A 24,266-nucleotide genomic window follows, 5' to 3' on the forward strand; every position below is an offset into this window, starting at 1 on the left:
TTATTTATCTGTTGACAATGAAAATCATTATCATTTAAAGTGATACATATGATATTGAAAATCATTATCAATTAATGGGGTGATAACATGGCTAAAGCCTTGATTACATATGCCAGCATGTCAGGAAATACAGAAGACATTGCCTTCATAATAAAAGATACGCTTCAGGAATATGAGTTGGATATCGATTGTGTCGAGATAGATGATGTGGATGCGTCTTGTTTAACCTCCTATGATTATGTACTGATTGGCACCTATACGTGGGGGGACGGCGATTTGCCCTACGAAGCGGAGGATTTTTTCGAAGAGGTCAAACAGCTTCAGCTTAATGGTTTAAAAACAGCCTGCTTCGGGTCTGGCGATTATTCTTATCCACAGTTTTGCGAAGCGGTGAATTTGTTCAATGCCATGCTGCAAGAGGCGGGAGCTGCTGTTTACCAGGAAACACTAAAAATTGAATTAGCGCCTGAAACAGATGAAGATGTGGAAAGCTGCCGAGCGTTTGCGAGAGGTTTTCTTGCATGGGCAGATTATATGAACAAGGAAAAAAGCCATGTTTCATAAAGGAGCAACTGCTGTTACGGCATCGGCGTTTTCTGGATATTTTGTGGCGGTACAAAGAGAAGGCATTTTTCATTATTCTTTGGAGCGGGGCTGGAGAAAGCTTTTTCGTTTGAAAAGTAAGATACACTGTATCAGCTACATAGGGCCTTACTTATTTGGCGTCGGTGAAAAGGGAACAGTCATTCGTTCGGCTGATGAAGGGAAAACCTGGACGATGTCGAGCTTTCCGACAAATGCAACAGTGTGGGCGATTACCGGCAGAAACAACGGGTTTGTCTGCGCCCACGGTAAGCATTGTATTTATGTATCGGATGATTTTGGTGTCTCATGGCGCGTAGCCAAACCTTTTGCCGAATTTCATAATCCCCCTGTTATCCGGTCGCTATGCCTTCACGGGGGCAATCTTTTTATCGGCACGCAAATACACGAATATTTTGGCGGCATTTGGGCTTACGACATTAAGCGTGACAATGTCCAAGTTGTCAAAAAAGAAAAAAACCGGATGACGGCATCCATGCTCGTGTTCAATGAAGATTGGCTGGTGGCGGCGATGGGTTCTGTGAAAGGAAAGCACGGTGCTGTCACTGTACGGAATCTTTTGAATGGTGAAGAATTCATCATTCAATCCAGCATGATCAGAATAGAAGAATCATTTCTTGATCTTTCAGAGGATGATGGCATTATATATGTCACTACAACACAAGATGAAAATGGTTTTTCGAGAATTTACCAGGCTGATCTCGAAGCCCGGTCGTTAAAATGGTTCGATACCATTAAGGGGCATGGATGGAGAGTGGCCAATCAGAAAGAGAATTTCTTTTGCGCAGGCTTGTATGAATGTAAATTTGTCCAGCCGTACGAGGTTTCAGCAATGATTCATTAGAGGAGGAACAAGGAATTGGCGAAGATTTTGCTCGTTTATGCAACAATGTCAGGCAATACTGAAGCAATGGCAGATTTGATTGAAAAGGGGCTTCAGGAGGCGGAAGCAGAAGTAGACCGTTTCGAAGCAATGGATATTGATGATGCCCAGCTGTTTACCGATTATGACCATATCATAATGGGAACCTATACGTGGGGAGACGGAGATCTGCCTGATGAATTTTTAGATCTGGCTGAAGACATGGAGGAGATTGATTTTTCCGGCAAAACATGCGCTGTATTCGGTTCCGGTGATACAGCATATGAATTTTTCTGCGGAGCGGTTGATACGCTAGAGGCAAAAATAAAAGAACGCGGTGGAGACATTGTGCTGCCTTCGGTAAAAATCGAAAATAATCCAGAAGGTGAAGAAGAGGAAGAATTAATAAACTTCGGGAGACAATTCGCAAAGAAAAGCGGGTGCGCTGTCTGATCACTCACTGGGAACTGCTAAAACGGCTGTTCCTTTTTTTCTTGTCTTTGTATCTTTCCTTTGATACAGTAATGAGGTAGAAAATCAGGAGGAGGACTATACATATGAAAATGATGGACGCAAATGAAATTATTTCATTTATTCAAAATAGTACAAAATCTACACCTGTAAAGGTTTACGTGAAAGGTGAGCTGGAAGGAATCAATTTCGGCGAATCTGCGAAAGCTTTTATCAACGGAAACACTGGTGTCGTTTTCGGTGAGTGGAGCGAAATCCAAACAGCAATCGAAGAAAACCAAAGCAAAATCGAAGACTATGTGGTTGAAAATGACCGCCGCAATTCTGCGATCCCAATGCTTGATCTTAAAAACATCAAAGCGCGGATTGAGCCGGGCGCGATCATCCGCGACCAAGTTGAAATCGGTGATAACGCAGTTATCATGATGGGTGCTTCTATTAATATCGGTTCAGTCATCGGCGAAGGCACAATGATTGATATGAACGTTGTGCTTGGCGGACGAGCTACTGTTGGAAAAAACTGCCATATCGGCGCGGGTTCTGTACTTGCGGGCGTTATTGAGCCGCCATCCGCTAAACCGGTTGTGATTGAAGACGACGTCGTAATCGGCGCAAATGCTGTTGTGCTTGAAGGTGTAACAGTAGGTAAAGGAGCTGTTGTTGCTGCGGGAGCGATCGTGGTAAATGACGTTGAGCCATACACTGTCGTTGCAGGCACACCAGCTAAAAAAATCAAAGACATTGATGAAAAAACAAAAGGCAAAACTGAAATCAAGCAGGAATTACGCCAGCTGTAAGGAAAAGTTTGATAAAAAAGGCGTGGATAATGTATCCACGCCTTATTCGTATAGGCAGGAGGAATAGAAATGAAGAAAGAGGAGCTCATCGCAATTCGCAGAGATCTGCATCGTATACCGGAGCTTGGATTTCAGGAGTTCAAAACCCAGCAGTATTTATTACATGTCTTGGAACAATATCCCCAAGACAGAATTGAAATTGAGAAATGGCGAACAGGGCTTTTTGTAAAAGTGAACGGGACGGCGCCGAAAAAAATGCTGGCGTACAGAGCGGATATCGACGCGCTTTCTATAGAAGAGCAAACTGGTCTTCCATTCGCATCAGAGCATCACGGCAACATGCACGCCTGCGGCCACGATTTGCATATGACGATTGCACTCGGCATTATTGATCATTTTGTTCACCACCCAGTCAAACATGATTTGCTTTTTCTGTTTCAGCCGGCAGAGGAAGGGCCTGGCGGTGCGGAACCAATGCTTGAGAGCGATGTATTAAAAAAATGGCAGCCTGATTTCATCACTGCGCTTCATATTGCTCCAGAGCTTCCGGTAGGCACCATTGCGACAAAAAGCGGCCTTCTATTTGCGAATACATCAGAGCTAGTCATCGATCTGGAAGGCAGAGGGGGACATGCGGCATATCCGCATTTGGCGGAGGATATGGTTGTAGCGGCAAGTACACTTGTCACCCAGCTGCAAACGATTATCTCTAGAAACACAGATCCGCTAGACAGTGCTGTTATTACAGTTGGTACCATTACCGGAGGCTCGGCACAAAATATCATTGCGGAAACGGCCCACCTGGAAGGCACGATCCGCACGCTTTCTGAAGAATCGATGAAACAGGTAAAGGAACGGATTGAAGATGTGGTGAAAGGAATCGAAATCGGATTTCGCTGCAAAGGAAAAGTGACATATCCGTCTGTTTATCACCAAGTTTACAATACGAGCGGATTAACAGAAGAATTTATGTCTTTTGTTGCTGAACATCAACTGGCAACAGTAATTGAAGCAAAAGAAGCTATGACTGGAGAGGATTTTGGCTACATGCTGAAAAAATATCCCGGCTTCATGTTCTGGCTCGGCGCTGATTCTGAACATGGGCTTCATCATGCTAAGCTGAATCCCGATGAAAATGCGATAGAAACAGCGGTTAATGTCATGACAGGTTATTTTTCTGTTTATGCCAATTAAGTACAAATGAAAGAATAAAATTCCATAAAATGAGCACTCTAGTAAACGGAGGTGTTCAAAAATGGCTAAAAAAATTGGAATTGAACAATCGTTATCAGATGTAGAAGCTGCTTTAAAAGAAAAAGGATATGACGTTGTAATGATGAAAAGCCCTGCTGATGCTCAAGGCTGTGACTGCTGTGTCGTAACAGGTCTTGATAATAATGTGCAAGGGATAGCCGATACGGTAACACAAGCACCTGTCATTACAGCTTCCGGGATGACGGCTGAAGAAATTTGCAGCGAAGTTGAAAGCAGAATTCAGTAATATAAAAACCGAAGCAAAAAGCTTCGGTTCTTTTATTTATTCTGTTTCTTTAGGGAAAGCGCGGTCGAACGCGTTCTTTATTTCTTTTCTCAACACTCGTTCGACTCGCCACTGTTCCATATTTTCTGTTTTGGCAATGACCCTGATTACAATTTCGGAAGTCCCCAGTTCTTGAATCCCGATGACATTTGGGCCTTCTTTTATTTGTGGAAGAGCCGCTGCCGTTTCATCACAAACCTGCTGTAAAATATGAATCATTTCATCAATGTTTCTTTCAGCCGGCACTTTAATATCAACAAGAGCCTGCATGGTACCACGAGAATGATTACTCACGTTTGTGATGTTTCTGTTGGGGATGTAATGCAATGTTCCGTCAAAGCTGCGGATTTGAGTTGTTCTTAAGCCAACCTGCTCGACAATTCCGTCAAAGGTGGAAACGGTAATATAGTCTCCGACATCCAATTGTTTCTCAAGCAAAATAAAAAAACCTGTCACGATGTCACTGACAAGCCCTTGGGCGCCAAATCCGACAGCCAGGCCGACGATTCCTGCCCCCGCTAAAAGAGCGCTTGGATCATAATGAAACAAATCTAGAACCATGACGAAGAATATAAAAATCAAAGTATAAGCAAATATGTTAAGAGTCAGGCTTCGGAGCGTATGTGCACGTCCGATAGACAAGCTATTCTGCTCCTCGAATTTTGCAAACAGATGTTTAATGATTTTCATGCCTAATGATCGAACGATAAAATAGAGCAATATCATAATGGCGAGTTTAATGAGCAGAACACCGGCATTTGTAATCAGTCCCGCCCAATCATATTGTTTAATAAAGTCCATGTTGAGCTCCTTTTCTAATTGATTGCTGCACACTGAGGCTAGTTACCCTGTACATGACCATGTTAAACGTTTTATTCAAAAATGTCGAAGCCAAAGACATGCATGATTTGTTAAAAATTGACTCAGGAAATCTACTTTTATATAATGGCATTGCAATATAACTAAAAATGGTTAATCACCCTTTATTTTCAAGCTATTTCGACCTTTAAGCCAAACAATAAATTGGAGGGATACATATGGCAGAACGTATGGTAGGTAAACAAGCTCCTCGTTTTGAAATGGAAGCAGTCCTTGCAAGCAAAGAATTCGGCAAAGTAAGTCTTGAGGAAAACATGAAAAACGACAAATGGACAGTGCTGTTCTTCTATCCAATGGACTTCACTTTTGTTTGTCCGACAGAAATTACAGCAATGTCCGACCGCTATGACGAGTTCGAAGATCTTGATGCAGAAGTCATCGGAGTTTCAACTGATACCATCCATACTCATTTAGCTTGGATCAATACAGACCGCAAAGAAAACGGTCTTGGCCAGCTGAAATACCCGCTTGCTGCTGATACAAACCATGAGGTATCCCGGGAATATGGCGTCTTAATCGAAGAAGAAGGTGTGGCTTTGCGCGGATTGTTTATTATTAATCCTGAAGGGGAGCTTCAATATCAAACTGTTTTCCACAACAACATTGGGCGTGATGTTGATGAAACGCTTCGTGTTCTCCAGGCGCTGCAAACTGGCGGACTCTGTCCGGCTAACTGGAAACCAGGCCAAAAAACACTTTAATTCTTTCCAAGAACGAAAAGCGGTCTAGCATATTCGTTAGGCCTTTCTGTTAAATAGGAGGGAAAAAGCAATGAAATTACGTCAGCCCATGCCGGAATTGACGGGAGAAAAAGCTTGGTTAAATGGTGAAGTGACGAGAAGGCATTTGATTGGGGAAAAGCCGACGCTTATTCATTTCTGGTCCATCAGCTGCCACTTGTGCAAAGAAGCGATGCCGCAAGTGAATGAATTTCGTGATAAATATCAAGATCAACTGAATGTTGTAGCTGTGCATATGCCTCGTTCCGAAGATGATCTTGACCTTGGTAAAATTAAAGAAACAGCTGCTGAACACGATATCACTCAGCCGATTTTTGTTGACAGTGACCATGCTTTAACCGATGCATTTGAAAATGAATATGTACCTGCATATTATGTGTTTGATAAAACAGGACAGCTCCGTCACTTCCAAGCCGGCGGGAGCGGTATGAAAATGCTTGAAAAACGTGTGAACCGCGTTCTGGCTGAAACGGAATAGGTATCTGACTAAATAGTATTTCCTAAAAACCTGATCACATCAGGTTTTTTATTTGTGCAAAAAGCAATGGAAGAAGAGTAAGAAGCTTATTTTTCCAAATTTGGGTATAGGAATTGATGATTTGTTTGATTGATACGCTAAAAAACACAGCTGATTTTTGATGTTTTTCCTCAATTTTAGATAAATCTCATATCTCATAACTCGAAAATTGTAGATATTACACTAAATTTCTTTAAAGAAGTAAGTAAAATATATATTTTCAACATTATACCAAATAAACTAGAAAGACCCTTGACCCCTTGAGAATAAAGGACTCTTTTGAAAAATAAAACTTTTTCAGAAAATAAGGAATTTTTCATAGAGTAAATATAATAGTAAAATGCTAAAATAATAGTTGATAAAATTACTTTTGTAATCTAATATCTTAATTAAAGATGTTAATTTTGATAGGGGGTACATTGAGGAATGTTTAATGAAAGAGAAGCTTTGCGCTTGCGGTTAGAACAATTAAATGAAGCTGAAGTGAAAGTCATTCGTGAATATCAAATTGAACGTGATAAAATATACGCAAAATTAAGAGAGCTGGACAGAAATGGAAGCCCTTCCGAAATCAAAAAGGATTTCCGTTCTGAAAAAAAACCTGACTCTCTGCCGGTTCTCGCTGAGCTTGCGGCTCAGGAAATCAGAAGCTATCAGCCGCAATCACAGCAGCAGTCTGTTCAGCCTCAGCTTCAATCTATTTCCTCTCTTCCTGCCGGTATACCAGACGGAACAACACGAAGAAGAAGAGGAACGGCAAGACCGGGATCAAAAGCAGCTAAGCTGCGTGAAGCTGCTATTAAAACATTAAAACGCCACAACGCGGCGATTAAGAGCTCGGAGCTTCAAAAAGAGATTGAAAAAGAAAGCGGTCTTGAAATCCCTAATATGACAACGTTTATGCAAAGCTTAATTAAAATGTACCCGGAAGTGAAAAAGCCATATCGCGGGCAGTACATTTTAGAGGGTGAAATCGAATCTGCAGAATCAGCAAATGAATAAATATAAAGAAAAACTGCTTGGCATCGCTCAAGCAGTTTTTTTATTGAGGTTTTTTCTGTGAAGGTTTGTTTTCTTTTTCAAGATTAAGCTTATACACCCACTTTTGATAAGGTTTTTCTTCAGCGGCTCTGTTTTTCAGCTCTTCAATTGTATGGCTCTTGGCCTGGTCTGATGATTGGGCGCGGGCAAGCTGTTTTTGAAGCACATGTATCTGTTTGGTGACATCTTCAAGGATGGTCTCTACATGATTTGGCTGCGCGTAGACCGCTGGAGCTTCTTCTTCCGTTTTTTCTTTTTGTGTCGTGCCGCCATCAATATCAGCAAAATGAGAAGCAATCCAGGCATCGCTTTCATCAAGCTGCCGTTTATACGATATAATAGTTTCGTGAAATAATTTTTCTTTCGTTTTTTCTATGTCTAGCAGTCTTTCTTTCGTTTCTATGATTCGATCTTTCATATGATCAACTTCTATTTTAATATGTTTTAGCTGATATTCTTTTTCTACCATTTGCTCTTTAAGACGCCCATTTTCGGCTTTTATCAATTCGGCTTGCTGTTTTGCCTGAAGCAGTGCATTTTGTTCCTGCTCAATTGAGGCTTGAAGTTCGCTGATCCGTTTATGAAGATTTTTATTTTCTTCTTCGATTTTGACTTTAGCAATATGAAGTTTATGTTTTTCTTCGATTTCGGCTCTGCGTTTATAGGTTTCAGCAGATAGAAGCTCCTGCAAAACAACGATTTTATCAAGCAATTCAGCTCTTATTTGGTGCAGGGTTTGGCTGGTGTGGGAGGCATGTTTTTCTTTTGTTGACATATGTGTTAATTCGGCAGACAGCTGCTGGAGTTTTTCTTTCATATCGTTATTTTCTTTGAGCAGTTTGTTATTTTTCTGATGAAAGTAGCTTGCTTCAAGTTCAGAAATCAGCTTATGGCACCTTGAAAGCTCGGATTTTAAATAAAGGTTCTCCTGAGACACGTCGTGGAAAAAAGGACCTGATCTTTTCATTCGAACCATCTCCCTCATGATGTTAACACTACAATATGCAAATACTGAACAGCTATTCCTCTTTAATAAACAGACAAGCAGTAGCGTGGAGCCTTTGCTTTTGCTATGCTTTTAACGAAACTAGAGGTGAGATGATTTGAAGCATGTAAACGTACTGCTGGCAGGGGGAGCCTCGCGGCGATTTGGAGAACCGAAGGCGTTTGTCAAATGGAAGGGCAGGATGCTTTATGAATGCGCTAAAGAGGCACTTGGAGAACATACGGTTATCATCAGCCGTCCCGAATTTATTGATAGATTTCAAGAAAACGGTGAAAATGAAGTGTATCAAGATGCTGAGCCATTTCAAGGCATGGGGCCATTGGCTGGTATATATACCGCTTTTAAAAAGACAGACGGTGATCTTTATACTGTTCTTTCCTGTGACACACCGCTGATACAAAGAAGGACGATGCTGGAGCTCAAACGTCTGATGACTGCCGGTGCGGACGCGGTAGTCCCAATTTCAGACGGACAAGTGCAGCCATTGATTGCGATTTACCACAAACGTATCATGCCAGTTCTATACGATCAGCTTTCTGAGAAGAGGTTGAGAATATCAGATTTATTAGGCAGAATTTCGGTTTGTTACGTACAGGCTGAAAATATCGGAGCAAACCCGGCAGAGTTTATCAACATTAATACACGTGATGATTTTAGCTGTTTGGAAGAAAAATCGAACTCCCTCAAGCGGGACTGACGGGGCAATAACATGATAAGATGACATAAAAGATAAGGAGAACAGGTTTGATGGAGGAACGTTATTCACGGCAAATCAGATTTAAGCAAATTGGGGAAGAGGGTCAGAAAAGACTGGCAGACAGCCATGTGCTGATTGTCGGAGCGGGAGCGCTCGGCACTGCAGGAGCTGAAGGGCTTTCGAGAGCGGGAGTCGGTACTATTACCATTATTGACCGTGACTATGTGGAGTGGACCAATCTTCAAAGACAGCAGCTTTATACAGAAAGCGATGCCAAACTCCGCATGCCAAAAGCCATGGCTGCCAAAGAGCATCTATCAGCGATTAACAGCGAAATACATATTGATGCGTATGTTACCGAAGGAACAGCCGAAACGCTTGAGCCGCTGATTGAAAAAGCAGATGTCGTGATCGACGCGACAGATAATTTTGAAACCCGCATGCTGATAAACGATCTTGCCCAGAAAACAAAGACACCTTGGGTCTATGGCGCCTGTGTAAGCAGCCAGGGAATGTTCATGACGGTCATTCCCGGAGAAACCCCTTGTCTGTCTTGTTTGTTTGAGCAAATTCCTGTCGGCGGGGCGACGTGTGATACTGCCGGCATTATTCCGCCTGCTGTGCATATCGTTTCAGCATATCAGCAGGCTGAGGCATTAAAGCTGTTAACCGGCCAAATAGAAGCAATACAGCGGGGTTTTGTGACATTTGATGTCTGGAACAATTCGCATATGAAGATTAACGTTAATCATGTACGCCGTGAGGAATGCCCATCTTGCGGAGCTAATGCGATATATCCTTATCTTCAGGATTGGAACACACCAAAAGCTGCTGTATTATGCGGCCGTGATACAGTGCAGGTAAGGTCAGAATCATTAAAAAGAATCCCGAAACAGGAGCTCATTAAGCGGCTGAAAACAATCGGCAAGGTCGAGGCTAATGCGTTTTTGCTGCATATTTTTTACGAGGATTTCAGAATTGTCATTTTCAATGACGGACGGGCACTGGTGCATGGAACAAATGATGTGAAAGAAGCCAACTCCGTGTTGGCAAGAGTGATTGGACTGTAACAACAGGAGGGGTCAGAATGCTGGAGAAAAGAACACCGATACCGGTAGAGGAGGCAGTTCGGCGTGTCTGCCATTTTCAAAAACAAGGTGAAACAGAATGGGTGGCGCTTGAAGACAGCCTTCATCGGTTTTTAGCCGAAGATATAACTGCGGATCACCACGTACCTGCGTTTGACCGTTCGCCATACGATGGTTTCGCTGTCAGAGCGTGCGATACGGCAGAAGCTTCACGTGAAAACCCAGTTCGGTTTGAAGTTATTGACCATATTGGAGCGGGAGCAGTATCTGAAAAAGAACTTGGCCCGTTTCAGGCCGTGCGGATTATGACTGGCGCGCAAATCCCTGAAGGGGCAGATGCAGTCGTCATGATTGAACTGACTCAAACCTTTGAGGAGAATGGGAAGTCATTTATGTCTTTAAAACGCCGCTTTCAGACGGGGGAAAATATTTCAAAGACAGGTGAGGACGCTCAAAAAGGGAGTGTTTTACTGAGAAAGGGCACCCGGGTGACACCAGGAGTGACGGCTCTTTTGGCAACATTCGGATACGCATCTGTGCCTGTCGTGAGAAAGCCTGTAGTCGGGATTATCGCAACCGGTACCGAATTGCTGAATGTCAGTGATCCGCTGGAACCGGGAAAAATCCGCAACAGCAATGCGAGTATGGTATATGCGCAAGCGATAGAAGCAGGCGCAACACCGCTTTATTTAGGGAAAATCTCTGATGAACTGGATAAAAGCTTTGCTGCAGTTAAAGAAGCGATGAAAAAGGTGGATTTCCTGATCACAACTGGCGGTGTGTCAGTCGGTGACTTTGACTTTTTGCCTGCGATCTATGAAAAACTCGGAGCGGACGTGCTGTTTAATAAAGTTGCCATGCGCCCGGGCAGCGTGACAACGGTGGCGCATGCAAACGATATGCTGCTGTTTGGCCTTTCAGGTAATCCGTCGGCATGCTATGTCGGTTTTGAACTGTTTGTCAAACCGATAATCCAGACATGGCTGCTCAATGAAACACCGCATTCAATTTGTGCGGAAGCTGTTTTGATCAAGGATTTTCCGAAGCCGAACCCATTTACCCGATTTGTTCGTGCGTTCGTGCACCATCAGGAAGGGAAGCTGTTGGCGACACCCGTTGGCTTAGATAAGTCGAGCTCTGTCACATCACTTGCAGATGCCAATGCATTTATTATCCTGCCGGGCGGCACGCGAGGCTACGAATCTGGCAGAACGGTTCAAGTGCTGCTCATCAGAGAAGAGAATGGAAGTGAATGGCCTTGGTCCGTCCTTTCCCGATCGTCCAAGTTGTAGGATTTCAAAACAGCGGGAAAACAACGTTTATTGAGCGCATTCTTGAAAAAGCCTCTGAACAGGGAGTCCATTTGGGCTGCCTGAAGCATCATGGTCACGGCGGTGAACCGCAAACGCTCACGGAAGGAAAAGACACGGACCGTTACAAGGCGGCAGGTGCTGATGTAACAGCGGTAGAAGGTGCTGGTGTGTTACAGCTGACTGCCCGCCGCAATTGGGATTTGGCACGGCTGATCGAGTTATACCAATTTCTCGAAACAGACTGTCTTCTGATTGAAGGCTTTAAAAAAGCCCCTTATCCTAAAGTGGTTATCCTAAGTGAAAAGGAAGATCTGGAAGCGCTGCAAGCAGTAAATATAATCGCCATCATCTATAGAAAAAAAGAGCATATGACAGAGCATCAGGGATTACCCGTTTTTCATGCGGATGATCCGGTTGCCGTGGATTTTGTGCTTTCACAGCTGAAGGGGGAATCTGCATAATGGAACGGTTTGAGATTACGAAAACACCCATTAATACTGAAAACATCATCAAAAAAGTGGAGAAACGGGAAGCAGGAGCCATTACAACATTTATTGGTACGGTTCGGGAATGGACAAACGGAAAAAGAACGGTTCGGCTTGAATATGAGGCATATGAACCGATGGCCGTGCAAATGCTTGCTCAAATCGGCGCTGAAATCGAAGAAAAATGGGAAGGTGCCTCAGCTGCGATCACGCACCGTATAGGTGTGCTCGATATCGGTGAAGCAGCGGTAGTGATTGCTGTATCTTCTCCACATCGAAATGCCGCATATGAAGCCAATGAGTATGCGATTGAACGAATTAAACAGATTGTGCCGATTTGGAAAAAAGAAATTTGGGAAGACGGTGAGCAATGGATCGGCGACCAGCTAGAAACAACAGCTTATCCGAACGGAAAACCAGACCTAAGCGAGGGAGAGCAGCATGATTAAAATTCTTTTATTTGCAGGACTGGCTGAACAGGCCGGTACACAAGCAATAGAAATAGATATGGAACAAGCAACCACAGATGAAATAAAAGCGAGTCTAAAAGAACAATACGGTCTTGAATCTATTGATACGGCTATGATTGCCGTCAACGAAAGCTATGTAAAAGAAAATACCTCTTTATCTTCAGGTGACACGGTAGCCATCATACCGCCGGTCAGCGGGGGATGAAAACCGGACGGCATTTCAGCCGTCCGGTTTTTCTGTATTTCATTGGCATATCCCCAAGTATCCCCAGCATACAATGATTTTCTGTAAGCGTTTATTCTACATATGTTACTCCCTATAAAGTAAGAGACTCATTCCATAATTAGACTGAAATTTTGAAAAATAATAGAAATTTATTTCGGGTATCGATATAGTAAAGATGATAAATGTTGGAAAGGTGCTGGATATGGAGACATTTAAAAGATTAAAAATGTATTATTGGACGTACAGAAAAGTGTTTATGTGGTCGCTTCTAGCCATGCTTTTGATGACTGCAATTACTGTCGTTTATCCGATTATCCTGCAAATTACGATTGATGAGATCGTGTTGGGACGGCAGTATCAGCTTGCGGCGTGGGTCAGCTTAGGATTTATTGCGGTAATGGTTTTGAAAGGAACGGCTACCTTTTTTCATCAGTATTTAGGTGATATGTTCGGGATCAAATCCGTTTATAGGCTGAGAAATGGTCTGTATGAAAAACTGCAGCGGCTTTCTTTTTCTTACTATGATAACGCGAAAACAGGAGATTTGATGTCCAGGCTGACTGCTGATGTTGAAGGGCTTCGTTTTTTCTTATCATACGGTCTCGCTGAGCTCATTCGATTCGGCCTGCTGGTAGCCATCAGCCTGTCGGTTATGTTTTACTATTCTGTTCCTCTCACGCTTGTGACAATAGCTGTTCTGCCATTTCTCGCGGTTGCGGTATACCGGTTTGACAAAAGAGTCCATCCCGCCTTCAGAGGCATCCGCAAATCGTTTGCGAAACTCAATACAAAAGTCCAGGAAAATATCAGCGGCATTAATACGGTTAAATCTCTTTCCAGGGAAGATTTTCAGATCAGCACTTTCAATAAAGCCAATGCAGAATACAGGGCGCAGTATTTACAAACATCATCCATCTGGTCTGCGTATTTCCCTTTAATGGAGTTCATTGGTAACATTTGTATTGTAGCTCTCCTCTCATACGGCGGTTACTTGGTTATGCAAAATCAGCTCAATCCCGGCGAGCTTGTTGCTTTCTTCAGCCTTGTCAATTATATGATGTGGCCGATTATGAACTTAGGTTTTGTCATCAATATGTTCTCTCAAGCAAAAGCGTCAGGGGAACGCCTGCTCGACATTCTGGAAAAAGAAGAAGACATTACAGATCATCCTCATGCTTTGCATAAACAAAAATTAACCGGAGATGTCCATTTCAAAAATGTTTCTCTTGCATACGGGAAAGAACAAACAAACGCGCTGTGCAATGTAAGCTTTGAGGCAAACAGCGGGAAGGTAATCGGACTGTTGGGCCCGACAGGTTCAGGCAAAAGCTCAGTGACACAGCTTCTCACCAGATTTTACAGTCCTGTTAGCGGAATGATTACCATTGATCACAAACCCATCACAGATTATTCGTTAAAAACCCTTCGTTCCAATATCGGGGTCGTACTTCAAGAATCCTTCCTGTTTTCATCTACGATCAGATCAAATATTTCGTATGGGCGGCCGGATGCCTCAATGGAAGACGTCATCGAAGCGGCAAAAAGGGCGCAGGCTCATAACTTTATTATGGAGCTTCCTGATGGGTATGACACCATGCTGGGAGAGAGGGGAATGGGACTTTCCGGCGGACAGAAACAGCGTATTGCCATTGCGAGGGCCATCTGCTTGAACCCGAGCATTTTAATATTGGATGATGCCACAAGTGCAGTAGATATGCAAACGGAGCACAACATACAGCTTGCCTTAAAAGAAGTAATGAAAAACCGCACAACCTTTATCGTCGCACACCGCATTTCTTCACTGAAACACGCCGATGAAATTCTCGTTTTTAATAAAGGACGCATTCGTGAAAGGGGAACACATCATGAGCTTCTTGAAAAAGGCGGCTACTATAAAAAGATTTACGATTTGCAATACCGTGATGTCAAAATGATTAATGAGCCGCATGAGGTCGGATAGGGAGGGGCCAAATGAAACAAGCGAAAAAACAGGGGATTTTAGAGCGTTTCTATTACTCTTCAGATGAAATCATTGAAAAGCCGTTTAACTGGGCTCAAATGTGGCGGCTGCTGAGCTATGTCAAACCATATCGAAAAACAATTTTGCCGCTTTCTTTTCTCACCGTATTGATTGGCACTGCTGTGAAGCTTGTGATCCCCATTCTGATCGGCGTTTATGTTCTTGATCAAGCGATTACAGGGAGAAACTCGGAGCTGCTGATTCAGCTCATTTTTATTATTAGCGGTTTATATGTCCTCAATTACGCCGCCAATGTGTTAAGAATCAGGTGGATGAATCAGCTTGGCCAGCATGTCATTTACGATTTGCGACAGCATTTATTTACCCATGTGCAGCGCTTATCCCATCGATTTTTTGATCAGCGGTCGGCGGGTTCGATCTTAGTCAGGATCATGAATGATATTAACTCTCTTCAGGAGCTCTTTACAAGCGGAGTCATCAATTTGTTGACCGACTTGTTGCTTCTGGCCGGCGTGATTATCATTTTGTTTACGCTGAGTCCTGAGCTGACTATAGCCATCATGGTGACATTGCCGATTATGTTTTTTATTTCAACAAGTCTCAGAAAAAAAATACGCCGATCCTGGCAAACGGTACGGCTGAAGCAATCGAAGCTCAACTCTCATCTAAATGAAAGCATTCAGGGCATCCGGGTCACACAGGCATTTACGCAGGAAGAAGAAAACATGGCGTATTTTGACGGTGTCAATCAGGAGAACTACGAATCATGGCGGGAAGCAACTAGAAAAAATGCCATGTTCCGTCCGCTGGTAGAAATGACGAATGCGATTGGGACGGCTGTCTTGATTTGGTATGGAGCCACACTCATCATGAATGAAACCATTACGATTGGCGTCTTCGTTTCTTTTGCTTTCTATCTGGGGATGTTTTGGGAACCTATTTCGAGACTGGGTCAGGTCTATAATCAGCTGTTAATGGGGATGGCATCATCAGAACGGATTTTTGAGTTTCTGGACGAACAGCCAAATGTCAAGGAGAAGCCGAATGCCATTCATAATGAAAAGATAAAGGGGGAGATCAATTTTGAAGAGGTTGAATTTTCGTATGATGAAAAACGAAAAGCCCTTCACGCCGTTTCTTTCTCTATTCCGGCGGGCTCGACGCTTGCCCTTGTCGGGCATACAGGGAGCGGGAAGACGACGATTGCGAATTTAATCAGCCGTTTTTATGATGCGACCGGAGGCACCATTAAAATAGACGGTATACCGATTAAGGATCTTTCCCTTGCCAGTCTGCGCTCTCAAATCAGCATTGTCCTGCAAGATACATTTATTTTCTCTGGGACCATCATGGAAAATATTCGTTTTGGAAGGCCAAATGCTTCGGATGAAGAGGTGATGAAAGCGTCCCAAGCGGTCGGAGCGGATGAGTTTATTTCTGATTTAGCAGAAGGATACGCAACAGAGGTGGAGGAAAGAGGCAGCGTACTGTCTGCCGGTCAGCGTCAGCTTATTTCCTTTGCAAGAGCATTGCTCGCCGATCCGGCTATTATCATCCTTGACGAAGCAACGGCAAGCATTGATACAGAGACAGAAGTAAAAATTCAGCAAGCGTTAAAAACGCTTCTGAAAGGGCGTACAGCAGTGATGATCGCTCACAGATTGTCTACGATCCGCGACGCCGACCGCATCATTGTTCTTGATCACGGCAGGAAAATAGAAGAAGGGAACCATGATCAGCTGATCGCTAAAGGAGGCATTTATGCCGGGCTTGTGAAAGCGCAATACAGCACAGCGATAGAATAATATGAAAAGCCTTCAATATTGAAGGTTTTTGGAAATTTATTAGAAAAACATGAAACTTTTTGATATCCTTCCCGTACTATTTGTTAGATATTCTCAAGGAGGTTTTGAAATGGAAACGAATGTAGAAAAAAACAGCGGAACGGCGACTGAAAAGCCTTCATTTTTCGGAGTAATCACAAGTCCGTCCGTTCAATTTGAAAGAATAAGAGAAAGGCCGGCTGTATGGGGACCGCTTTTGATTGTTGCAGCAATTATCATCGTCGGTGCCGTGCTGCAATCACTCGGTACGGATTATAGTGAGCTTTTGAAAAGCCAGGATACGCAAGGGCTATCTGCTGAACAAATGGAAACTGTCGCAACAATAACCAAATTTGGCGGAATGGCAGGCGCTATTATCGGCGGTATCGCAGCATTATTTATTGCCCCTCTTATTTATTGGCTCTGTGTAAAAATATCAGGCGGAGTTACGACATATAAAAAAATGCTTTCTCTCGGTCTGTTTGTCTCTTTAATTAGCAGTCTCGGATTATTGGTTAATGGAATCGTTGCTTTTACGACTGACGTGAATCCTCTTTACAGCACGACGTCACTGGCAGGGATTATCCCATCTGACGGGGCTCTCGCCAGTGTGTTAAATACCTTTGAAATTTTCAGCATCTGGAGTTTTGTATTATTAGCAATCGGACTTCACAAAACGGGAGGCATCTCCAAAAAAGCCGGGTGGATTTCAGCAATCATTCTATTCGGAATTTTAGTTGTATTTTCGCTTTTTTCAGGTTTAATCAATTCTGTGGCGGGTGCATAAGCTCATGAAAAAAGTCTGGATCGGAATTGGAATCGCAGTTATAGTCGCTCTTTTTGTTGGAATCAATATATACCGGTCTGCCGCTCCGACAAGCGGCAGCGCCGGCAAGGAGATACAGACGGGGAGCGTTGAAGAAAATGAAATCTCATCAACGGTTATGGTTCCTGGCACGCTAAAATTTTCAAATGAACAGTATGTCTTTTATGAAGCGGATAAAGGGACATTAGAAGACATTAAAGTAAAGGAAGGCGATAAAGTTAAAAAGGGCACGCCTTTAGTCACCTATACAAATGAGCAGCTGAGCCTGGAAAAAGAACAGAACCAGTTAACGTCTGAATCCAATCGGCTTCAAATTGACCAAATTCAAGAAAAGTTAAAAGCCTTAGACAGCAAAGAAAGAGAACTGGAAAAACAGGTAGGAAAGAAAGAAGCAGAAAAACAAATCGAATCTGAACGGACAGAGCTTCAAATGCAGAAAAAAACAGCGGAGATCGAATTAAAACAAACCGAGCTTCAGCGACAGTCACTTGCCAACCGGGTATCAGATCTTGAAGTGAAAAGCGAAATTGAAGGCACCGTTATTTCTGTCAACCAAGAAGCAGCATCCAAAAAGTCAGATATTCAAGAGCCTGTCATACATATCGGCAACCCAAAAGACCTTGTCGTCTCAGGGAAATTGTCTGAATACGATACATTGAAAGTCAAAAAAGGCCAGAAGGTCACACTCACTTCAGATGTAATACAGGGTAAAACATGGAAAGGCACGGTTTCCGCAGTCGGGCTTGTTCCGGATCAGCAGGAGAGCGCTGCGGCACAAGGAACAGAACAGGCGGTCCAATACCCGCTTCAAGTGAAAATAAAAGGAAATCTTCCAGAAGGAAAGCCAGGCTTTAAATTTATTATGAATATTGAAACAGATAAACGGAAAGTAAATACGCTTCCTTCAAAGGCAGTCAAAAAAGAAGATGACCAATATTATGTGTATACAGTAAAAGACGGAAAAGCAAAGCGAGTAGATGTCAAAATCGGCGAAGTGACAGATGACCTGACAGAAATTAAAGAGGGGCTTTCCCAAGATGATCAAGTCATTTTGAATCCATCTGATCAGGTGACTGACGGAATGGAAGTGAAATCTTAAATGATTCAGCTTTCTAATGTGCGAAAAAGCTACCAGATCGGAAAGGAAACGTTTGATGTTCTCCATTCTATTGATTTGGACATTCATCAAGGTGAATATGTCTCGATTATGGGGCCGTCAGGATCAGGAAAATCCACGATCATGAATATTATCGGCTGTCTTGATCGGCCGACTTCCGGTACATATCAATTGGACGGCGAAGACATTTCTTCATATAAAGATAAAGAACTGGCGGCAGTCCGTAACCGGTCCATCGGTTTTGTATTTCAGCAATTTCAGCTTCTTCCGCGGCTGAACGCAAAAAAAAATGTCGAGCTGCCGATGATTTACTCCGGGATAGGCAAAAAGGAACGTCAAGAGCGGGCTGAGAGAGCATTGGAAAAGGTTGGGTTAGCCGATCGAATGCTCCACATGCCCAACGAGCTGTCGGGCGGGCAAAAGCAGCGGGTGGCGATTGCGAGGGCGATCGTGAATGAGCCGAAATTGATTTTAGCTGATGAACCGACCGGCGCGCTGGATACGAAAACAAGCGAGGCGATTATGGATCAGTTTACAGCATTAAATGCCGAGGGAACGACAATCGTTCTGGTTACTCACGAGCCTGAAGTAGCAGATTGCACGAATCGGATCGTCATGGTGCGTGACGGAAACATTATTCCTGCCAGCTCCGGGCAAAGGAGTGTGGGAGAATGAGCCTGTTAGAAAACATCAGAATGGCTCTAAGCTCTGTTCTTGCCCATAAAATGCGTTCGATCTTAACGATGCTCGGCATTATCATTGGTGTAGGCTCTGTCATTGTTGTCGTTGCGGTAGGACAGGGCGGCGAGCAAATGCTGAAGCAGTCGATCAGCGGCCCGGGAAATACTGTGGAGCTGTACTATATGCCTAGCGACGAGGAGCTTGCAAGCAACCCGAACGCCGCAGCTGAATCTACGTTTACAGAAAACGATATTAAAGGTTTAAAAGGAATAGAAGGCATTAAACAAGTCGTTGCTTCGACTTCTGAAAGTATGACAGCGCGTTATCACGAAGAAGAAACCGATGCTACGGTTAACGGAATAAATGATGGATACATGAATGTCAATTCTTTAGAAATCGAAAGCGGCAGAACATTTACCGACAATGACTTTCTCGCGGGGAATAGAGCCGGAATCATCTCTCAAAAGATGGCTGAAGAACTGTTCGATAAAACCTCCCCTTTAGGTGAAGTTGTCTGGATAAACGGACAGCCCGTTGAAATTATCGGCGTGCTGAAAAAAGAAACAGGCTTGCTTTCTTTCGATTTAAGTGAAATGTATGTGCCATTTAATATGATGAAATCCTCTTTTGGCACAAGTGATTTCAGTAACGTATCATTGCAGGTCGAATCAGCAGATGACATAAAATCGGCAGGAAAAGAAGCGGCACAGCTGGTAAATGACAATCATGGCACAGAGGATTCATATCAAGTGATGAACATGGAAGAGATTGCGGCCGGAATTGGCAAGGTAACGGCAATTATGACGACGATTATCGGCTCAATTGCAGGTATTTCCCTTTTGGTCGGCGGAATCGGTGTCATGAATATTATGCTCGTATCAGTCACAGAAAGGACGCGGGAAATCGGAATCAGAAAATCACTTGGTGCGACGAGGGGACAGATTCTGACTCAGTTTTTAATTGAATCAGTCGTATTGACGCTGATTGGCGGACTGATCGGGATTGGTATTGGATACGGAGGGGCCGCGCTTGTTTCAGCCATTGCGGGCTGGCCGTCACTCATATCCTGGCAGGTTGTATGCGGGGGCGTGCTGTTCAGTATGCTCATTGGTGTTATTTTCGGCATGCTTCCTGCAAATAAAGCCGCAAAGCTTGATCCCATTGAAGCGCTGCGTTATGAGTAGCCTCATGCAACATGCATGAGGTTTTTTATGTTTAGTGATTTCTACTATGAATATAAAAGACTTTTTTCATTAAAATAAGAAGAAAATGTCGTACAATTGTCCTTATTTTTGTCGAATTTACAGTTTACAAACCCTATAGACATACGTTAATATGGAGAAACGTGAAAGATTTTGATAGTTATTGAATGAATTTGAATGATTTTAGTTGCCTAAACCGAAAATAGCGTTTACAATGAAATTGTATTCAAAATGAATACGTTTTCATTAGGAGGTGAAGCATGCTAACTCCTGAACGGCATCAATTGATTATTGATCAAATAGAAAAGCATGATGTGGTAAAGATTCAAGAGCTTATAAATCTGACTAATGCTTCTGAATCAACAATCAGAAGAGATTTATCGACACTTGAAGAACGCGGTTTTTTAAAGCGCGTTCATGGTGGAGCGGCCAAGCTTTCCGATATCAGACTTGAACCCGATATGCTTGAAAAATCATCCAAAAACCTTCACGATAAACTGAAGATTGCTGAAAAAGCAGCTTCTCTTTTAGAAGAAGGGGATTGCATTTACCTTGATGCAGGCACGACGACATTGCACATGATTGATTTTATGGATAAAACCAAAGATATTGTCGTTGTCACAAACGGGGTAATGCATATCGATGCATTAATAAGGAAAGAAATTTCTTTTTATCTGCTTGGAGGATACGTAAAGCACAGAACGGGCGCGATTATTGGAGGCGCTTCATTGATTGCTATGGACCAGTACAGATTTGACAAGAGTTTTCTGGGGACAAACGGTGTCCATACAGAGGCTGGATTCACAACGCCGGACCCTGATGAGGCCCTTTTAAAACAGAAAGCGATCAAACAGGCAAAACACGCTTACGTCTTAGCAGACCCTTCGAAGTTCGGAGAAATTTCATTTTCGGCATTCGCCGGAATAGGCGACGCAACAATCATTACGACTGACGCTGAAGAGCTTACATTCGATAATTACCAAGAAAAAACTGTCGTAAAGGTAGTGAAACCATGATTTACACTGTAACACTTAATCCATCTGTCGATTATATTGTTCACGTTGAAGATTTTACTGTAGGAGGCCTGAACCGTTCTTCGTATGATACCAAGTATCCAGGGGGCAAAGGCATCAACGTATCGAGACTGCTGAAAAGACATCATGTGGCGTCTAAAGCGCTCGGATTCGTCGGCGGATTTACCGGAGAATATATCAAAACATTTTTACGGGAAGAAAACCTGGAAACAGCTTTTTCTGAAGTAAAAGAGGATACCCGTATCAATGTAAAGCTGAAAACTGGTGATGAAACTGAAATTAACGGGCAGGGACCGACAATTTCGGATGAAGATTTCAAAGCCTTTTTAGAACAGTTCCAATCTTTGCAAGAGGGAGATATCGTCGTTCTTGCAGGAAGCATTCCATCTTCACTCCCTCACGATACTTATGAAAAAATCGCAGAGGCCTGCAAACAGCAGAACGCACGAGTTGTTCTGGATATCTCAGGCGAGGCTCTTTTGAAAGCAACAGAAATGAAACCATTTTTGATGAAGCCAAATCATCATGAGCTTGGAGAAATGTTCGGCACGACCATTACATCTGTTGAGGAAGCCGTTCCTTATGGGAAAAAGCTTGTAGAACAAGGCGCTGAACATGTAATCGTATCAATGGCCGGAGACGGAGCGCTTCTGTTTACGAACGAAGCTGTTTATTTTGCTAACGTGCCAAAGGGGAAATTGGTAAACTCAGTCGGAGCAGGGGATTCCGTTGTTGCAGGTTTCCTTGCCGGAATTTCCAAACAGCTGCCGCTTGAAGAAGCATTCCGCTTAGGAGTTACTTCAGGCAGTGCTACCGCGTTCTCTGAAGAACTTGGAACAGAAGAATTTGTCCAGCAGCTTCTTCCTGAAGTTAAGGTCACACGTCTATAGAGGAGGAAACACAAGTGAAAATAACTGAGCTTTTAACGAAGCATACGATAAAGCTTAATATTGAGAGCAAAGAAAAAGAAAATGTTATTGACGAAATGGTCACTGTTCTTGATAAGGCTGGAAAGTTAAATGACCGACAAGCCTATAAAGAAGCCATTTTAAATCGCGAAAGCCAAAGCTCCACGGGTATCGGTGAAGGAATCGCTATCCCCCATGCGAAAACGGCAAGCGTTATCAACCCGGCGATCGCGTTCGGACGTTCAAAAGACGGCGTCGATTATGAATCATTAGACGGTCAGCCGGCTCACTTAGTGTTCATGATTGCGGCGACTGAAGGCGCAAACAACACTCACCTTGAAGCATTGTCAAGGCTTTCAACACTGTTAATGCGTGAAGAAATCCGCAAGCAGCTCCTTGAAGCTGAGTCTGAAGATGCCATCATCGACATTATTAATCAGCACGATAAAGATGATGACGAAGAGGAAGAAGAAGAAGAAGCGGCACCAGCACCTGCCGGAAAAGGAAAAATTTTAGCGGTTACTGCATGTCCGACAGGTATTGCCCATACATTCATGGCTGCGGATGCCCTTAAAGAAAAAGCGAAAGAGCTTGGTGTGGACATTAAGGTCGAAACAAATGGGTCAAGCGGCATTAAGCACAAGCTCACTGCCCAAGAAATCGAAGATGCACCTGCAATCATTGTCGCAGCGGACAAGCAGGTTGAAATGGAACGTTTTAAAGGCAAGCGCGTACTTCAAGTTCCTGTAACGGCGGGTATCAGACGTCCGCAAGAGCTTATCGAAAAAGCGATGAATCAAGATGCGCCGATTTATCAAGGCAGCGGCGGCGGTTCAGCAGCTTCAAACGATGATGAAGAAGCGAGAGGCAAGTCTGGAAGCGGTATCGGAAACGCGTTTTATAAGCACCTGATGAGCGGTGTCAGCAACATGCTTCCGTTCGTAGTCGGCGGCGGTATTCTCGTTGCGATTTCATTCTTCTGGGGAATTCACTCTGCTGATCCGAATGATCCTAGCTACAACACGTTTGCAGCAGCATTAAACTTTATCGGCGGCGACAATGCATTAAAACTGATTGTTGCAGTTCTGGCCGGTTTCATTGCGATGAGTATTGCAGATCGTCCTGGTTTTGCGCCTGGTATGGTCGGAGGATTTATGGCTACTCAAGCGAATGCTGGATTCTTAGGCGGCTTAATTGCCGGATTCCTTGCCGGTTATGTTGTGATTTTACTGAAAAAAGTATTTACGTTTATCCCTCAGTCACTTGATGGATTAAAACCTGTTTTGATTTACCCGCTGTTCGGTATTTTTATCACTGGCGTATTAATGCAATTTGTCGTCAATACACCTGTAGCGGCATTTATGAATTTCTTAACAAACTGGCTTGAAAGCCTTGGTACTGGAAACCTTGTGTTAATGGGTATTATCTTGGGCGGCATGATGGCGATCGATATGGGCGGCCCGCTTAATAAAGCAGCCTTTACGTTCGGTATCGCCATGATCGATGCAGGCAACTATGCGCCTCATGCAGCTATCATGGCCGGCGGTATGGTTCCTCCGCTTGGTATCGCACTTGCAACAACCATTTTCAGAAACAAATTCACTCAGCGTGACCGTGAAGCTGGTATTACATGCTATTTCATGGGAGCTGCTTTCGTAACAGAGGGAGCGATCCCATTTGCTGCGGCTGATCCGCTTCGCGTCATACCAGCTGCTGTAGTCGGTGCAGCTGTTGCCGGCGGATTAACTGAATTCTTCCGAGTAACGCTTCCGGCCCCTCATGGAGGAGTATTCGTAGCTTTCATTACAAACCATCCGATGCTTTACCTTTTAAGTATCGTGATCGGTGCTGTCGTGATGGCAATTATCCTCGGTATCGTCAAAAAACCTGTTACAGAAAAATAAGAAAAAAAGCGTCCTTGGTTCGAAAGGACGCTTTTTCTTATCCGGCCGGCAGGGA

26 protein-coding genes are annotated in these 24,266 nt (G+C 43.5%); 24 read left to right on the forward strand and 2 right to left on the reverse strand.

Annotation, left to right across the window (positions count from 1 at the left end; genetic code table 11):
* Positions 1–87: 87 nt before the first annotated feature.
* From AC0OMU_RS04270 to AC0OMU_RS04295, 6 genes are all read left to right on the forward strand, one after another.
* Positions 88–564, forward strand: coding sequence for a flavodoxin (locus tag AC0OMU_RS04270; protein WP_181219059.1), 477 nt, complete (start codon positions 88–90; stop codon positions 562–564).
* Entirely contained in the window at positions 554–1,447 is an 894-nt protein-coding gene (locus AC0OMU_RS04275; protein WP_181219061.1) for an exo-alpha-sialidase, read from the forward strand. The genes AC0OMU_RS04270 and AC0OMU_RS04275 overlap by 11 nt, the downstream gene beginning before the upstream one ends.
* Before the next feature lie 15 nt (positions 1,448–1,462).
* Positions 1,463–1,918 (forward strand): flavodoxin, encoded by a 456-nt coding sequence (locus AC0OMU_RS04280; RefSeq protein ID WP_181219063.1) that lies wholly within the window; start codon positions 1,463–1,465, stop codon positions 1,916–1,918.
* A gap of 104 nt (positions 1,919–2,022) precedes the next feature.
* The gene (gene dapD / locus AC0OMU_RS04285) at positions 2,023–2,733 is read left to right on the forward strand and encodes a 2,3,4,5-tetrahydropyridine-2,6-dicarboxylate N-acetyltransferase (RefSeq protein ID WP_003218680.1); all 711 of its coding nucleotides are present in this window, start codon (positions 2,023–2,025) and stop codon (positions 2,731–2,733) included.
* A 69-nt stretch (positions 2,734–2,802) separates the two neighbouring features.
* Positions 2,803–3,927 carry an N-acetyldiaminopimelate deacetylase gene (locus tag AC0OMU_RS04290; protein ID WP_015383541.1) on the forward strand — a complete coding sequence of 375 codons (1,125 nt, stop codon included), beginning with the start codon at positions 2,803–2,805 and terminating at the stop codon, positions 3,925–3,927.
* 61 nt (positions 3,928–3,988) lie between these two features.
* Complete coding sequence (locus AC0OMU_RS04295; RefSeq protein WP_003232382.1) at positions 3,989–4,234, forward strand: YkuS family protein; 246 nt, start codon at positions 3,989–3,991, stop codon at positions 4,232–4,234.
* A 36-nt stretch (positions 4,235–4,270) separates the two neighbouring features.
* Here AC0OMU_RS04295 and mscT read toward each other — a convergent pair whose 3' ends face one another.
* Complete coding sequence (mscT, locus tag AC0OMU_RS04300; RefSeq protein WP_003244994.1) at positions 4,271–5,074, reverse strand: small-conductance mechanosensitive channel protein MscT; 804 nt, start codon at positions 5,072–5,074, stop codon at positions 4,271–4,273.
* Positions 5,075–5,310: 236 nt separating this feature from the next.
* Between mscT and ahpA the strand changes: the two genes are divergently transcribed.
* The 3 genes from ahpA (at position 5,311) to rok (ending at position 7,411) form a co-directional block, all read left to right on the forward strand.
* On the forward strand, positions 5,311–5,853 hold the full coding sequence (ahpA, locus tag AC0OMU_RS04305) for a biofilm-specific peroxidase AhpA (RefSeq protein ID WP_003245371.1): 543 nt from the start codon (positions 5,311–5,313) through the stop codon (positions 5,851–5,853).
* 70 nt (positions 5,854–5,923) lie between these two features.
* Positions 5,924–6,370, forward strand: a complete 447-nt coding sequence (ykuV, locus tag AC0OMU_RS04310; protein WP_181219065.1) for a thiol-disulfide oxidoreductase YkuV — start codon at positions 5,924–5,926, stop codon at positions 6,368–6,370.
* Positions 6,371–6,835: 465 nt separating this feature from the next.
* A complete protein-coding gene (gene rok, locus AC0OMU_RS04315; RefSeq protein ID WP_003232378.1) occupies positions 6,836–7,411 on the forward strand; it encodes a transcriptional regulator Rok in 576 nt (191 codons plus the stop codon).
* 40 nt (positions 7,412–7,451) lie between these two features.
* On the opposite strand, the gene cse15 is transcribed toward rok, so the two are convergent.
* Positions 7,452–8,417 carry a spore protein Cse15 gene (gene cse15 / locus AC0OMU_RS04320; RefSeq protein ID WP_100506091.1) on the reverse strand — a complete coding sequence of 322 codons (966 nt, stop codon included), beginning with the start codon at positions 8,415–8,417 and terminating at the stop codon, positions 7,452–7,454.
* A gap of 136 nt (positions 8,418–8,553) precedes the next feature.
* Here cse15 and AC0OMU_RS04325 point away from each other — a divergent pair, with 136 nt between their 5' ends.
* The 15 genes from AC0OMU_RS04325 to AC0OMU_RS04395 all read left to right on the forward strand — a co-directional run bounded on the left by AC0OMU_RS04325 (position 8,554) and on the right by AC0OMU_RS04395 (position 24,211).
* Positions 8,554–9,153 (forward strand): molybdenum cofactor guanylyltransferase, encoded by a 600-nt coding sequence (locus tag AC0OMU_RS04325; protein WP_063336155.1) that lies wholly within the window; start codon positions 8,554–8,556, stop codon positions 9,151–9,153.
* A 50-nt stretch (positions 9,154–9,203) separates the two neighbouring features.
* On the forward strand, positions 9,204–10,223 hold the full coding sequence (locus AC0OMU_RS04330; RefSeq protein ID WP_181219068.1) for a molybdopterin-synthase adenylyltransferase MoeB: 1,020 nt from the start codon (positions 9,204–9,206) through the stop codon (positions 10,221–10,223).
* 17 nt (positions 10,224–10,240) lie between these two features.
* Positions 10,241–11,533: a molybdopterin molybdotransferase MoeA gene (locus AC0OMU_RS04335; protein WP_181219070.1), complete on the forward strand. Its 1,293-nt coding sequence runs from the start codon at positions 10,241–10,243 to the stop codon at positions 11,531–11,533.
* Complete coding sequence (gene mobB, locus AC0OMU_RS04340; protein WP_003232370.1) at positions 11,494–12,015, forward strand: molybdopterin-guanine dinucleotide biosynthesis protein B; 522 nt, start codon at positions 11,494–11,496, stop codon at positions 12,013–12,015. The genes AC0OMU_RS04335 and mobB overlap by 40 nt, the downstream gene beginning before the upstream one ends.
* Positions 12,015–12,488, forward strand: coding sequence for a molybdenum cofactor biosynthesis protein MoaE (locus tag AC0OMU_RS04345; protein WP_181219072.1), 474 nt, complete (start codon positions 12,015–12,017; stop codon positions 12,486–12,488). The genes mobB and AC0OMU_RS04345 overlap by 1 nt, the downstream gene beginning before the upstream one ends.
* On the forward strand, positions 12,481–12,714 hold the full coding sequence (gene moaD, locus AC0OMU_RS04350) for a molybdopterin converting factor subunit 1 (RefSeq protein ID WP_181219074.1): 234 nt from the start codon (positions 12,481–12,483) through the stop codon (positions 12,712–12,714). Before AC0OMU_RS04345 ends, moaD begins: the two co-directional genes overlap by 8 nt.
* 223 nt (positions 12,715–12,937) lie before the next feature.
* Positions 12,938–14,695, forward strand: a complete 1,758-nt coding sequence (locus AC0OMU_RS04355; protein ID WP_181219076.1) for an ABC transporter ATP-binding protein — start codon at positions 12,938–12,940, stop codon at positions 14,693–14,695.
* Positions 14,696–14,706: 11 nt separating this feature from the next.
* Positions 14,707–16,521 (forward strand): ABC transporter ATP-binding protein, encoded by a 1,815-nt coding sequence (locus tag AC0OMU_RS04360; RefSeq protein ID WP_474240930.1) that lies wholly within the window; start codon positions 14,707–14,709, stop codon positions 16,519–16,521.
* Between the two features lie 109 nt (positions 16,522–16,630).
* The gene (gene yknW, locus AC0OMU_RS04365) at positions 16,631–17,326 is read left to right on the forward strand and encodes a YknW family membrane protein (protein ID WP_474240931.1); all 696 of its coding nucleotides are present in this window, start codon (positions 16,631–16,633) and stop codon (positions 17,324–17,326) included.
* 4 nt (positions 17,327–17,330) lie between these two features.
* Positions 17,331–18,464 carry an efflux RND transporter periplasmic adaptor subunit gene (locus AC0OMU_RS04370; RefSeq protein WP_063336149.1) on the forward strand — a complete coding sequence of 378 codons (1,134 nt, stop codon included), beginning with the start codon at positions 17,331–17,333 and terminating at the stop codon, positions 18,462–18,464.
* Positions 18,465–19,157, forward strand: a complete 693-nt coding sequence (yknY, locus tag AC0OMU_RS04375; RefSeq protein ID WP_100506084.1) for an ABC transporter ATP-binding protein YknY — start codon at positions 18,465–18,467, stop codon at positions 19,155–19,157.
* Positions 19,154–20,347: a sporulation-delaying-protein transporter subunit SkiZ gene (skiZ, locus tag AC0OMU_RS04380; RefSeq protein ID WP_077670695.1), complete on the forward strand. Its 1,194-nt coding sequence runs from the start codon at positions 19,154–19,156 to the stop codon at positions 20,345–20,347. Before yknY ends, skiZ begins: the two co-directional genes overlap by 4 nt.
* A gap of 278 nt (positions 20,348–20,625) precedes the next feature.
* Complete coding sequence (locus AC0OMU_RS04385) at positions 20,626–21,381, forward strand: DeoR/GlpR family DNA-binding transcription regulator (RefSeq protein WP_014476685.1); 756 nt, start codon at positions 20,626–20,628, stop codon at positions 21,379–21,381.
* A complete protein-coding gene (pfkB, locus tag AC0OMU_RS04390) occupies positions 21,378–22,289 on the forward strand; it encodes a 1-phosphofructokinase (RefSeq protein WP_474240932.1) in 912 nt (303 codons plus the stop codon). Before AC0OMU_RS04385 ends, pfkB begins: the two co-directional genes overlap by 4 nt.
* 14 nt (positions 22,290–22,303) lie before the next feature.
* Positions 22,304–24,211, forward strand: a complete 1,908-nt coding sequence (locus AC0OMU_RS04395) for a PTS fructose transporter subunit IIABC (protein WP_181219082.1) — start codon at positions 22,304–22,306, stop codon at positions 24,209–24,211.
* The last annotated feature ends 55 nt before the right edge of the window (positions 24,212–24,266 follow it).

Source organism: Bacillus sp. FAU18 (genome assembly GCF_056033885.1).

Excerpts from the sequence above, each read along its gene's own strand:
- AC0OMU_RS04290 (WP_015383541.1), top strand. The coding sequence starts at position 2,803 with ATGAAGAAAGAGGAGCTCATCGCAATTCGCAGAGATCTGCATCGTATA.
- ahpA (WP_003245371.1), top strand. The coding sequence starts at position 5,311 with ATGGCAGAACGTATGGTAGGTAAACAAGCTCCTCGTTTTGAAATGGAA.
- AC0OMU_RS04330 (WP_181219068.1), top strand. The coding sequence starts at position 9,204 with ATGGAGGAACGTTATTCACGGCAAATCAGATTTAAGCAAATTGGGGAA.
- cse15 (WP_100506091.1), bottom strand. The coding sequence starts at position 8,417 with ATGAAAAGATCAGGTCCTTTTTTCCACGACGTGTCTCAGGAGAACCTT.
- AC0OMU_RS04345 (WP_181219072.1), top strand. The coding sequence starts at position 12,015 with ATGGAACGGTTTGAGATTACGAAAACACCCATTAATACTGAAAACATC.
- moaD (WP_181219074.1), top strand. The coding sequence starts at position 12,481 with ATGATTAAAATTCTTTTATTTGCAGGACTGGCTGAACAGGCCGGTACA.
- AC0OMU_RS04360 (WP_474240930.1), top strand. The coding sequence starts at position 14,707 with ATGAAACAAGCGAAAAAACAGGGGATTTTAGAGCGTTTCTATTACTCT.
- skiZ (WP_077670695.1), top strand. The coding sequence starts at position 19,154 with ATGAGCCTGTTAGAAAACATCAGAATGGCTCTAAGCTCTGTTCTTGCC.
- yknY (WP_100506084.1), top strand. The coding sequence starts at position 18,465 with ATGATTCAGCTTTCTAATGTGCGAAAAAGCTACCAGATCGGAAAGGAA.
- AC0OMU_RS04295 (WP_003232382.1), top strand. The coding sequence starts at position 3,989 with ATGGCTAAAAAAATTGGAATTGAACAATCGTTATCAGATGTAGAAGCT.
- rok (WP_003232378.1), top strand. The coding sequence starts at position 6,836 with ATGTTTAATGAAAGAGAAGCTTTGCGCTTGCGGTTAGAACAATTAAAT.
- AC0OMU_RS04385 (WP_014476685.1), top strand. The coding sequence starts at position 20,626 with ATGCTAACTCCTGAACGGCATCAATTGATTATTGATCAAATAGAAAAG.
- AC0OMU_RS04270 (WP_181219059.1), top strand. The coding sequence starts at position 88 with ATGGCTAAAGCCTTGATTACATATGCCAGCATGTCAGGAAATACAGAA.
- AC0OMU_RS04335 (WP_181219070.1), top strand. The coding sequence starts at position 10,241 with ATGCTGGAGAAAAGAACACCGATACCGGTAGAGGAGGCAGTTCGGCGT.
- dapD (WP_003218680.1), top strand. The coding sequence starts at position 2,023 with ATGAAAATGATGGACGCAAATGAAATTATTTCATTTATTCAAAATAGT.
- pfkB (WP_474240932.1), top strand. The coding sequence starts at position 21,378 with ATGATTTACACTGTAACACTTAATCCATCTGTCGATTATATTGTTCAC.
- AC0OMU_RS04370 (WP_063336149.1), top strand. The coding sequence starts at position 17,331 with ATGAAAAAAGTCTGGATCGGAATTGGAATCGCAGTTATAGTCGCTCTT.
- yknW (WP_474240931.1), top strand. The coding sequence starts at position 16,631 with ATGGAAACGAATGTAGAAAAAAACAGCGGAACGGCGACTGAAAAGCCT.
- mscT (WP_003244994.1), bottom strand. The coding sequence starts at position 5,074 with ATGGACTTTATTAAACAATATGATTGGGCGGGACTGATTACAAATGCC.
- AC0OMU_RS04275 (WP_181219061.1), top strand. The coding sequence starts at position 554 with ATGTTTCATAAAGGAGCAACTGCTGTTACGGCATCGGCGTTTTCTGGA.
- ykuV (WP_181219065.1), top strand. The coding sequence starts at position 5,924 with ATGAAATTACGTCAGCCCATGCCGGAATTGACGGGAGAAAAAGCTTGG.
- mobB (WP_003232370.1), top strand. The coding sequence starts at position 11,494 with ATGGCCTTGGTCCGTCCTTTCCCGATCGTCCAAGTTGTAGGATTTCAA.
- AC0OMU_RS04355 (WP_181219076.1), top strand. The coding sequence starts at position 12,938 with ATGGAGACATTTAAAAGATTAAAAATGTATTATTGGACGTACAGAAAA.